Raw genomic sequence first — 12046 nt, 5'->3', positions numbered from 1 at the left:
GCAATAGTATCATGATTAAGTCAATGACCGGCTTTGGAGTAGCTGGATTGGAGAATGAGCAAGTGGTCATTCAGGTGGAAGTTCGTTCGCTTAATTCCAAGTTTTTGGATCTTTCCCTCAGAAGTCCAAGGCAATTTTCGGACAAGGAGCCGGAAATCAGGACACTCGTCCAAACTCACCTAGATAGAGGGAAGGTCAATGTGTCTATTGAATTTGTTCCGAAAGGAGCTGAAAGCCTTCCCGTTACTATCAATAAGGAACTTTTCAAATCGTACTATCAGGAGTTTAAAACCTTGGCCATTGAAGTCGGAGAAAACCCTTCAGACCTGTTCAAATTGGCACTTCAATCTCCCAATGTGATCAACTCCATTCCTCAGGAAAGAGAGGAAAACGAAGATTGGGATTTGGTGAAACAAGTACTGAAGCAAGCCTTGGTCAAGTGTGATGGATTTAGAGCAGATGAAGGAAAAGCGCTTTATGAAAAACTAAATGAAAACATTGAGTTGATTAGAAGAGAGTTGGGGGAGATCAAAATCAAGGACCCAATCCGTAAAGCAAGAATCCAAGAGCGCATTCAAGGTCATTTTTCACAGTGGATGGAAGAAAATTCCTTCGATCCCAATCGATTTGAGCAGGAACTGATCTATTATTTCGAAAAAATCGACATCACAGAAGAGCTGGTTCGCCTGGAAACCCACTTGAATTATTTCCAAAAAACGATGAATGAAGATGCACAGCAAGGCAAAAAGCTGGGCTTTATCAGTCAGGAAATCGGAAGGGAAATCAATACCATCGGGTCCAAGGCCAATGATGCAGAAATTCAAAAACATGTCATCCTGATGAAGGATGAACTGGAAAAGATCAAAGAACAAAGCCTGAATGTACTTTAACCGGATCTTGCCTGTTCTCTAATAAATTTCTGTTTTTCGGATTACCCTTCCTGGCGTTTTGCCTGTCATTGCTGCGTTTTCCACTACTGGAATTCCGTTTACAATCACGTATTCAATTCCTTTTGGGTACTGGTGAGGCTCGATATAAGTGGATTGATCGATGACCGTTTCTGGATTAAATATGGTAATGTCAGCTATGTTTCCAGGCTTCAAAATCCCCCTGTTTTTTAATCCGAGAGATTGAGCCGAAAGTCCCGTCATTTTGTAAATGGCAGTTTGGAGCGGGAAAAGTCCTTTATCCCTGCTGTAAAGTCCTAGAACTCTCGGGAAAGTCCCGTAGGCTCTTGGATGTGGGTGTCCTTCTCCTGGCTGGCTAAGTCTCCCATCCGAACCGATCATGGTCATCGGATGCTTCATGATATTTTCTACATCTTGCTCATCCATCGCATGATAAATAGTCCCCGTTCCACCTCTAAGCTGGGCTTCAATGACCAATTCAGCACCATTGGAAACGGTAGGTTCCAATCCTGATTCGACAGCCCAATCGTGTAGGGTTTTTCCTTCTAGGTCTTTTTTCCAGGATACTCTTGAAAACTGAATCCGACGTAAATCGCTTCCACCCCGGTCATTTAGAATGTTGAATTCTATACCCTCTTTTATCTTTTTCCTTAATTCTGGATCCTCTGTTCTCTCTTTAAATTGATTTCCTTCCAAAGCCCAACTTGGGATCAGGACGCTGAGTCCGGTATGACTGGCAGCATAAGGATACTGGTCAATTCGAATATCAAGTCCGATATTCCGGGCAGAATCCACCACGGCCAAAGTTTTGCCGCTGGCTCCCCACATTTTCACCCCAATGGCCTTATGATGAGTAAGAATCACTGGGATGTTTGCCTCTCTAGAAATAGAAATAGCCTCCCTCACTGCCTCCAAAAGGCCCAAACCTTCCTCTCGGAGGTGGGAAGTATATATTCCACCCTGCTCGCTCGCTTTTTTTGAAAGAGCGATCACTTCGTCAACTTCTGAAAAAGTGCCTGGCAGGTATTTCAATCCTGTGGAAATCCCAAAAGCTCCTTCTCCCATGGCAATTTCCACCATAGACTCCATTTTGGATAATTCTTCCGGATTGGGTATTCTATCTTCCATTCCCATGACCTCTTCCCGAATAGTATTATGCCCCACCAGATAGCCTACATTCAATCCTAAAGGGAATTCGGATAAAGAATCAAGATAGGAACCAAAGGGCCAAGGTCCGCCGCCGTCTGGACCGCCAAGGGCAAAGGTGACCCCTTGCCTGACCAAGCTTTCCGCTTGAGGGAGTTGCATGATGGGTTCCAAATGGGTATGCATGTCGATAAACCCAGGACTCACCGCAAGCCCCGTGGCATCGATAGTAATAGTAGCCTTTCTTTTACTCAGGTTCCCGATTTCTACAATCCGGTCTCCGGTGACGCCGATATCTCCTTGTGTCGGTTCGGTTCCAGTTCCGTCGTAAATGGTGCCATTGAGAATGATTAAGTCAAATTCAGGACTATCAGAGCAGCTGAAAAGAATCATTACCAGTAAGAAAGCAAGAAGATTCTTCATATCATCAAGATGAGTTGGTCAATGGATTAGGGAATATAAAAAGAAAAGTCTGACCCTTGCAGATCAGACTTTGCCAGTTTGTTTTATTTCACTCTTAATTGAGCTTAAATCGAATAGGGATGGTCATTCTTGAGCGGACAGCTTTTCCTCTGAATCTTCCCGGTTCCCATTTGGGAGAAGCTTCAATCACTCTTTTGGCAGCTTCGTCCAAACCTTCTCCTGCTGATCTCCTTATGACCACATCCTCGATACTTCCGTCAATATTCACTACAAAGCTGAGAATCACGGTTCCCTCTCGTCCTGCCCGTTGCTCCATTTTTGGATAGACTAGGTTCTTTTTGAGGTATTCATACCATCCCTGCATACCTCCTACGAAAGAGGCTTGCACTTCAGTGAAATCATAGATTTCGTCGGCATTTTCTATGGTTGGAGGAGTGTCATCTAAAATGACTGGAGGAAGTTCTGTGGTGGGGTCCACATTCAGATCAAAATTGGGAAGGTCGTCCAAGACAATATCGTCTGGTGTAGGTTTGAACTGTGGAATGACCACAGGGTCAGGTGCCCTTGGAGGTTCCTGAATGGTTATCGGGATATCCAGAATATCCCAATCTGTAATCCCATCTTCCAAATTCATCGGGGGTTTTTCTTCATAAGCCTTCCATTCGAAGGCCGCCAAAACAGCGCCGACCGCAATAAGCAGTCCCAAATTAAGAAAGACTTGATTCCATCTCTTGAGATCAAGTCTAGGGTTCTTTTTGTTTTCCATGGCTGTTAGAGTTTAGTGTATTAAAAAATTAATTTTTATTCTATTGAAAAACTAATCCTCTAACAATAATTAAGAAAAAAGGCTGTCAGTTTTGCTGACAGCCTCTGCTTGTTTTAGCTTAGTTTAAATCGGATCGGTAGTCTCATTCGAGTACGTACTGGTCGACCTCGCTGCTTACCGGGCTCCCACTTAGGGGCTTCACTTACTACCCTTACAGCTTCTTCGTCACAACCTCCGCCGATACCTCTCAGTACTTCTACGTCCTGTATAGAACCGTCGGTGTTGATTACGAATACTACGATAACTGTACCTTCGATACCCATTCTTCGTGCTTGAGTTGGGTATTTCAGATTTTTGGATAGGTATTGATTCCAGCCTGACATGCCTCCTGGAGGATTTGGCTGTGTTTCTACCACGTCAAAAATTTCGTCAGCTTTTTCTTCTACTGGAGCTTCAGCGATGACTACTTCTTTGATTACGGTAGTTTCTTTAACGTCTACGTCAAAGTTTACCTCAATTTTTTCTTCAATTTCTACCTCATCAGGAATCTCCTCAATGATAGGCTGTTCCATTGGTGGTGGGGGGGGTGGTGGCGGTGGCTGTTCTGTGATAGGCACATCGAGCAGTTCCTCGAAGTTGTCATTGACCGCACCTAGATCTTTCAGAGCACTGTCGTCAAAAGACTTGTATTCGAAGGCAGCAAGTGTGAGACCTACAGAAACTGCCAGCCCAAGGTTGGTGAACATACCCACCTTCTTGGTCAAGTCAGCTTTAGGAGTCTTTTTTGCTTCCATGAGTTAATTGGTTTATACAGGTTAATTTTTTCCAAAGTGATAACAAGTGTAAGAATAATTAGAGATTATTCCAAAATGAATTTAATGGAAGGCCATTTTCTATAGATAAGAAAACCTGAAAAACAGCCCACAGTATTGGTAATCATGTCCCAATAATCAAACGATCTAAATGGGATGAATAGCTGAGCATATTCCAGAGCAATTCCCATGGCCAATCCGAATACCAGAAAGTTGATGTTTTCTCTCTGACTGGGAGCGAGGGAAGGCTTTTTTACAAGCTTTACTCCACACCATAGGTAGGTTTGAATCACAAAAACCAGCCAGTGAATCAATTTATCCTGAAGATCGAATACGTCCACTTCCGGAAATCTGTCTCCCGGACTAAGCATAGCCCAGAGTAGTAAGATTTGCCAGGTCAATGCGAGGAATAATCTCAAACGGTTCTTTTTATTCACCAATCAGCTCCGCGTAAGCTGCTGCATCCATTAAGTCAGAGGGTAGTTCCCCGGAAATTTTCACTTTGACCATCCAGCCGGATTCGTAGGGAGATTCGTTGACCAATTCAGGAGAAGATTCCAACTCTTCGTTGAATTCAATGACCTCCCCGGTCACGGGCATAAACAGGTCTGAAACCGTTTTGACGGCCTCTACGGTGCCGAATACCTCGCCTGCTTCGATGGTATCGCCAATCGTTTCTACTTCCACATAGACGATGTCACCCAATTCCCTTTGGGCAAAGTCGGTGATTCCGATGGTTGCAATATCCCCTTCAATTTTTACCCACTCGTGGTCTTTGGTGTACTTTAATTCCTCAGGAAAATTCATAGTTTTTTAATTTACAGAGCGTCAAAATTAAAAGGATTCGGGACAGATTGAAATCTATTGTGACAAATTAAATCTCAATTGTCCACCAAAGGCCGTGGAGGTCCTTCGATACACGGTAGTGACTCTTGGGTCATTGATCGTCCGTTCAAAATAAATGGTCAAATTCAGATTTTGATTGATCACATAACCGATGGTGGGTCTGAACTGAATATTCAAGTTTCCATTGGTAACCGTATTGGATTCACCGATTTTTCGCTGGACTGTCCGGGTGTCTCCGACTCTGGAGTCTAGCCTAAATTGCAGGTCGTTTTTCAATACTTTCTGGCTTCCCTGAATTTTAAATGGAATTTTCACCCCTGCCTTCGTGTAGGCCAGTGTCAGTCCAAAGTCGGCTGTCCTTTGTTCTGTGATTTGTGAATTGGAGAAATTCAACCCAAGATTTCTTTCCTTGTTATAATTGATGTTGATATTGAATCGATCTTTGGTCAGCAAGTCCACACCGATGAAGGGTTCAAAGCGTTCCGAAAGCACCACTTGATTGAGGACATAAATAGGAATAAACAATCCATCATCATTCAGAATACTTGGATTTTGAATCTGCTGGAGGGAATTGAATAATTCTAATCCTCTTTGGTATTGGAGGGAATTCGAAAAATTACTCACATCGTACGTGGAAGAATAGCCATGAGTAATATTGATGCTGGAGAATATATCGCTAAGCCCTTTTAATCTTGATAGGCCTCGATAGTCCAGCCTCCAGTTGGGTAGTGGAGTTTTAGGAAAAGGATTCAAATTGGTAGTATTGGGGTCTTGCCCTCTATATGCTGCCAAAAACGCTGGAATCATTACATCTTGTCCATTTATTCCATATTCCCCTTGTTCAGGATTTGCTCCATCCAGTCTGGATTTGATGATGGACCGATAATTCTCAAAATCGGTAAAAAGCGGAGACACATTTTGGGCATCATCTCTGGAGAAAGTGGTCCCGATCATTATCGTCGTGATACTGTAAGAACCTAGGCGGTTGGGGCTGAGTGATTGGAAATCTCCCGGGTTGTCCAATGAATTCCTGAAAATCTCCTGATAATCTCCGATTTCACGTTTTGAGGCGGCTAGGGTAATCCTAAAATCCGGGAATGGTTCGGCCAATCCGGTCAGTCGGAGATTGGTAGCCCGATTTTGTCTGAAAGGTTGGGTAAGTTCCGCGCTTGGGGCCATGTTTCCGTTTTCGGATAGGTCAAAGCGGATATTCGGATTTTGGCTACCAAAGACAAAAGCCCAGCCCGGGTTATCCCAAGCTCGATCCATTCCCAAAAGGCCGGTATTAGGCATATATCCCGGCAGAAAGGTCCCTTCCACCACTCCATAGTTAAATGTCACCTCTTTAAGCATCATCAGAAACTTCAGCAACTTATTGCTGAATGGTGTGCCAATCGTGTCCTCGGCCGCCACCGTATTTCTGCCCGGAATACTCGGTCGCTTGGGGGCGTTAAGGGCAGCCAGACTTTTGTTTTTGTTATAAAGCTTGAGGAAATCCAATTTGCCGGTAATGCTTTGGTCTCGGGTATTCTGGATGACGTTACCCAAAGTGTCCCGCTGACCTATGGCCCCTGTTTGCCAGGTATAGGAAGTCAGGTAGCGGTATTCCGCCTGAACCCAATCTGTGATTGGCAGTTTGTTAAGGGGAATGGAGTAGTTGACTGTTGCAGTATGATTGTAATTGGTAGTTCGGCCAAATCTCCAGAAGTTGGATCGAACGGAATCTATTTTTGCCTCCGTATCCAAGTCACCCTCCGGTTCATCCACCACAGCCATAGCCCTTGAGGCAAAATCAACTCTCAGACTGTTTGAAAGATCCCAGTTTACATTGAAGGAACGGTTCATGAAGAATGATTTTTGGAAAAGAGGATCCACTCCTGCCGTACCCAATTGATCATTTCTGTACTGGGACCTCATAAAGCGACGGTCAACGTCAAGTCGAGCTAAAAGAAGGGTAGGAGATAGGTTAAGACTAAAGTCCTTGATCAATTTCAAATAAGGGGATTTCATCCCTTCCGATTTCTTGAAAGGAGCGATTACCCATTCCTTGGGCTGAAAACTGTAGGTTAAATTTCCCCGATTGGTTTTGAATGTGTACCCTTGGATTTGTGCATTGGTCTGAGTAACTGTACCTACGGCATAGGAAAATGCAAAATTGGAAAGGTCATAGATGCGGTTGGGAGCATCCGGATTCTTTTTGATTTTCCGGATATTGTTGAAGCTGAGGTTTTTCCTGTTGAGCTGGTCCAAAGCTATATCCCGATAGGCTCTTCGCTGTGCGTCTGTTTCAAATTTTCCCAAAGCCACCTCAAAAGGAACATCGGGATTCAAAGGATCATATTCTGGTCGAGTGGAGGAGTTTTCGATAGAAAAATACATGGGAATACTAAGTCCCAAACCTTGCGGCAAAAGTTTGTCCACCTCTACATTGGTAGAAATGTCATACTGAGTGGTAGCAGATCGGGTTCTTTGTGACAGCCGGGTTTCCAGTCCACCAAATCCTATGGAATTGTGACGGATAGAAGCAGAAACGACCGCTACATCAGCAATTTTGGTATTGAGGAAGGCATTGGCCGCCCAACCATTGTTTTTCGTGAACCCAGTCACCCGAAGTTCGTTTGCCCATATACAGATGGATTTAGATGAGCCGATTCCTGTGCCGGGGTTCCTTACGCCGATCATCATTCCCTGAACAAGGCTGAGCTCTGGCCTTCCGACTACCGTCACTTTATACTGCCTGATAGTTTGTGAAAAAGGAAGAGTAAGTGGCGATTGCGTATTGTCCCGCTCTACCTTGACTCCCACTATTTCCTGAATGGCAATGTCTATTTCGTTTTCTTTTGGCCAAACCAAGGTGGGATCATTGCTTCCCAAAGGAGAAATAGTCAAAGGAACCTCAATCTCATAATAATTGTCCGTGTAATCTGTTCCCAATCTCAAGAAGGCGGTCACTTCTCCATCTTGCGCATCTTCGCTGTTGGCATGGAAGAACATTTTGATCCTTTCGTACTGGACCAAATCAATCGTTAAGTTTTTGAATACTGCACGGGCATCTTTTGGAGCCAGATCCTCTACGCATACCCGGAGAGATTGCTCGTTGAGTCTTCTTTCTACCGTGGATGTATTATCCCGGTCCCGGATAATTCCTGGAGGAAGTACATAAGGGCTTGACTTATCACTTCCTTGGGAGTTTTGCTCGATGTTGACCACATCGACTACCACGTTGGAAAGGTCCGGTTCGGGAATTTCGAAGAAACCCCGCTCAAACAAGGACTCTTGAAAAACCCTCCACTGGCTTCCCACCATTCGGAATTCAGCCATTCTAAGTACTACTGGCTGCTCAAAATCGGTCAAATAAGTTCTTATCCAGCGGATAGATTTAAATCCGGTAATGTCTCCCTGAACTCGGTCAGGCTGCCTGACTGGAATCCTAAAAAGGTACCAATTGACTTCGTCTCCATTCACATTCGCGGTGATCTGGTCCACGATGTAGTTTTGACCTACATTAAGCTGGCCTGGTCTAAGGTCAATTTCATACTCGTAGTAGTTCTCGAGTTCATTGATGGTGTTGTCCGTATTTAGATCTTCATTATCAGGAGAGTTGGTTCCGGAAGGGGTATAAGGCAGACTCGGGTCAGCAGACACAGGAGTATTTCCTTCTAGCCCGTTAAACTTTTTGTATCGCTCCAGAATCTTGATGTTGTTGTCATCAAATTGCTGATCGAGATAATACTGAAAAGCATCCGCAGAGACATCCTGAGTGATTCTACTTAGCGCTTCTGAAGTGACATTCAGTCTGTCTAGGAAGCGATTTCTGAAAAAGTCCGCTTCATCCTCATTTTTTAAGCCATCCAAGCCCACATCCTGATTGATTCTGGATGCCTCCGAATTGTCAAAGGCAGGAATCAAAAACTGCTCTCTGGTGATTCTTCCCCACTCGTTTTCTCCTGTTTCAGCAGGGTCCCCATCGGCCGGTAATCCGTTTTCGAAAGCATGTCGCCCATCTTTCATGACGTCTTCGGAAATGTCTCCCAAATTGAGGAAAAGCTTACCCCCAGTAGTGTTGTTTTGGTTGAGCACTCCATCCAAAACACGTCCGTTTTCACCGGAAATAAACGGGTCCATCAGCCAGAATTCGATGTATTCTATGTTGGTCCTGTCAAAATCCACTTCTGTGGTAATTGCCCTAGTGACTGCCCCGTAGTTTTGCCTTGGATTGGGTAAAAAGCCCTGCGGAGTCAGGTTTGGGTTGTAGTTGTAAATTCCTCGCTCCTGTGGGAAATAGGCCAATTCAAATAGAGGCTGGGGCACGATGATTACCTCTCTGTCCTGATTGGGGAAGATTTCCTGAGGGACCACGCGTCTTACATAGTGGTTTCTTCTGTCTTCTGCACTCAAGTTGGTAGGTACTCCAGGACCACTCTCGCGGTAGAAGATATTGTCAATGTTGTACCAAGCCAATCTAGCTCTTCGGTAAGTATTCCCAAGGTTGTCTCCTGCCTGATTGCTGAGGTCAAATTTGTTGTCTGGAGTCACAGGTGTAGCCCCCAGTTTCCAGGTTTGATTAGCCTGAGCTCCTAAGAAGAATGGGGTAACAGCAGCTTCAAAATCATCAATATACGAAGCCACGTCCCCATCTACTCTGTTGGATGAGCCTGGAATAAGGTGGGCAAATTCCGCATTGAACTGGACCAAAGACTTTTCTTTGGTATCAGTGAAAGGTAATGCATCTGCCAGCTTGGTCAGGAATCTTGACTCATCATTGAAGTTCACATCCAATCCCCAAAGGCTGTTTCTCAGCGTCTCATTTCCCGTGGCAATCCGGGTCACATTTGGTCTTTCGTTAAGGTAGAGAAAAGTACCCCCTATATTCAATTTTTTACTGGCCAAGTAGTCCAACCTTGTACCAAGTAGGCTTCTGGTTTGAAAAGAGACCAAATCGGCTTTTTCAAAACTCACATTGATCTGCTTTCCGGATTGGAGAATTGCGTCATTGATGATGACCAAACGGCCGACATTGTAGTCAACCGTAAAATCTACTCCTTCAGTGAGCGGAATATTTCCAGCTTGGACAATCACCGAGCCCGGCGCGATGTTTAACCCAGGAAGTTGGATTTCACTTGCCGAACCTGCGGTAAGTCGGCCTTTGATGAAATATTTATTCAGTCTGGTGACGAGTTCTGCATCGGCTTGGGTCGTTCGATAGAGTGTGTCGTAGACATATTTGTCCTTGAGTACGATTTCTTCAGGATTGAATCTTCTTTCCAAATTAGAACCGAATGGTTCCAATACAGGAAAAATAAGTAGGCCCCTGTTGGAAATCATTGTCAACCCCTCCACAAAGTCAAAATTCCCGTCCGGTGCGGGATCGTTCTGTGGATTGAGATTGTCAAGTCCAGTCAGTCGAATGAGAGGAACATCTTTGACATTGGCCCCTTCCAATAAGGATGGATTATCCAGCCCCGTACGGTCATCTCTGTAGATTATTTGAAGCTGGAATCCATCACGGAGAATTTGACTTGCATTGAGACTGTAGACGTTTTTCATCATCAGGTCCCAAGTCGGAATTCGGGTGTTTATTCTTGCCGGTCTGAGGAGTTTGAGGAAAATCAGCTCATCCTCAGCCCTGACCTGATAATCTTCAGTCAGTTCACCGACTTTATATACCTGTCCGTTATACGTGTATTCGTAGGAAACAGCCAATACTTCGTCATTTTGAAGCCTCCTGAAAAGGGACAAATAGCCAAGTTGGGGATTGAAGAAATATTCTGTTGGTGCTAATTTTCTAGCTCCGTTGATTTGCTCAAAGTCAACTCCTTTTCTCAGCCCCAAATCTGACTCCATAGCTCTCGCCCCTGTATCAAAAGGCCGGTAACTTGGGTTAGTAGAAATATTCGAATAAAGAAGGTTGGCTCCGTTTCCCGCAGGTGCATTGGGATCTCCGTTGCCGATGGATGGGTTTGAAGGATTGTAAATAACCCGACCTTCACCCAAATCCAAGAATGCCGCAAAATTTCTCAGTGTTTCCGTGTTGGTTGCCCGGTTCATAATATAGACTTCAATACGGGTCACGTTCACTCCGGAAAGTACCTGCGGCAGTCCTCTCAGCCATCGTTCGTAATTGTCTCTGAAGAAGTGAGAAAGGAAAAAGTGTCTGTTTTCATCATACTTGGAGGCTTGGATGTCAAAGGCTCTTCCTTGACCATTCGCATCAATGACTAGATTATCCCTTCGTCCTCTTTGGGTGGATGCAACTGCGGTCACATTTAATTTTCCAAAGCGCATTTGGGTTTTTACACCGAAAAGGTTCTGAGCGCCCTGAATCAACCGGTTTTGTACCGGCATACTCACATTGCCAATTTCGATGGATTGAATGATGTCTTCATCAAATCCATCGTACTCCACTTTTAGCTGGTTTTGAAAATCGAAGGAATTGTTGGAATCAAAGTTGGCAGCGATTTTCATTTTTTCTCCCAAGCTGCCATTCACTGCCATTTGAATCTGCTGCTGGAAGTTGAAGCCCCCGTTTTGTTGCTGCCTAATCGGCAAGGTGGGGTTATCTACTCTTCGGAAAATGGCCCCAAAATCCAAATTGACATACCCCGTGGGAACGATGCTGATCTGATCTCCACCAAAAATCCGGTCAAAAGAAGGGCTGACAGTCAGCGGAGGAATCAAGTTTCTGCCTTCCACAGCACTTTCTCCGTCCATTCCCCGCGCCCGGGACCTCCAGTAATCTTGCCGTACCCGATATTCCTGAATTTTTGAAAATTCATCAAAACTGTATTCCTGTTCATTGCCGATACGGGTGCTGTCCACCTGGTCTTGGATGTTATATCTCAAGGTAGAATCCATCCTCACTTCCACGTTTTGGTCCACCGGTGAGACGGGCAAAAAAGGCGATCTCTGCCTCAGAAAGGGATTGGAATAGGGGAAAAGGGGATTGGTCCTCAGATTTTGCCAAAGCAAAAAGGAGGGAGCTAGTCTTCTGAAATTGAGGGAATCTATTCGGGCTTGGATACTGTCTCGTTCTCCTGTCTCTTGTGCACGTGCTGGGGATAGATTTAACAGGCAAATCAGCAGGATCAATCCAACAGGTATCAAGCTTCGAGGCTTCCTCCTGCAAAAAGTCAGTAAGTCCTTAA

At 44.7% G+C, this 12046-nt stretch carries 7 protein-coding genes; 1 reads left to right on the top strand and 6 read right to left on the bottom strand.

Annotation, left to right across the window (positions count from 1 at the left end):
* Positions 1-11 precede the first annotated feature (11 nt).
* On the top strand, positions 12-890 hold the full coding sequence (locus AAA942_RS07970) for a YicC/YloC family endoribonuclease (protein WP_338219707.1): 879 nt from the start codon (positions 12-14) through the stop codon (positions 888-890).
* Positions 891-908: 18 nt separating this feature from the next.
* Here the strand turns inward: AAA942_RS07970 and AAA942_RS07965 are convergent, their stop codons facing one another.
* The 6 genes from AAA942_RS07965 to sov form a co-directional block, all read right to left on the bottom strand.
* Complete coding sequence (locus tag AAA942_RS07965) at positions 909-2477, bottom strand: N-acyl-D-amino-acid deacylase family protein (protein ID WP_338219706.1); 1569 nt, start codon at positions 2475-2477, stop codon at positions 909-911.
* A 94-nt stretch (positions 2478-2571) separates the two neighbouring features.
* On the bottom strand, positions 2572-3243 hold the full coding sequence (locus AAA942_RS07960) for an energy transducer TonB (RefSeq protein WP_338219705.1): 672 nt from the start codon (positions 3241-3243) through the stop codon (positions 2572-2574).
* Positions 3244-3356: 113 nt separating this feature from the next.
* Entirely contained in the window at positions 3357-4037 is a 681-nt protein-coding gene (locus AAA942_RS07955; RefSeq protein WP_338219704.1) for an energy transducer TonB, read from the bottom strand.
* A 65-nt stretch (positions 4038-4102) separates the two neighbouring features.
* On the bottom strand, positions 4103-4474 hold the full coding sequence (locus AAA942_RS07950) for a VanZ family protein (RefSeq protein WP_338219703.1): 372 nt from the start codon (positions 4472-4474) through the stop codon (positions 4103-4105).
* 10 nt (positions 4475-4484) lie between these two features.
* Entirely contained in the window at positions 4485-4862 is a 378-nt protein-coding gene (gene gcvH, locus AAA942_RS07945; RefSeq protein WP_338219702.1) for a glycine cleavage system protein GcvH, read from the bottom strand.
* Between the two features lie 54 nt (positions 4863-4916).
* A complete protein-coding gene (gene sov / locus AAA942_RS07940; RefSeq protein WP_445083325.1) occupies positions 4917-12005 on the bottom strand; it encodes a T9SS outer membrane translocon Sov/SprA in 7089 nt (2362 codons plus the stop codon).
* Positions 12006-12046: the final 41 nt, after the last annotated feature.

Origin of the sequence: Algoriphagus sp. oki45 (assembly GCF_036245605.1) — a bacterium.
Lineage (GTDB): Bacteria > Bacteroidota > Bacteroidia > Cytophagales > Cyclobacteriaceae > Algoriphagus.
Note: the sequence above shows the minus strand (reverse complement) of the source record. Positions and strands in the feature narration are given on the sequence as shown.

Coding starts and splice junctions, on each gene's coding strand:
- AAA942_RS07970 (WP_338219707.1), top strand. CDS start 12: ATGATTAAGTCAATGACCGGCTTTGGAGTAGCTGGATTGGAGAATGAG.
- AAA942_RS07965 (WP_338219706.1), bottom strand. CDS start 2,477: ATGAAGAATCTTCTTGCTTTCTTACTGGTAATGATTCTTTTCAGCTGC.
- AAA942_RS07960 (WP_338219705.1), bottom strand. CDS start 3,243: ATGGAAAACAAAAAGAACCCTAGACTTGATCTCAAGAGATGGAATCAA.
- AAA942_RS07955 (WP_338219704.1), bottom strand. CDS start 4,037: ATGGAAGCAAAAAAGACTCCTAAAGCTGACTTGACCAAGAAGGTGGGT.
- gcvH (WP_338219702.1), bottom strand. CDS start 4,862: ATGAATTTTCCTGAGGAATTAAAGTACACCAAAGACCACGAGTGGGTA.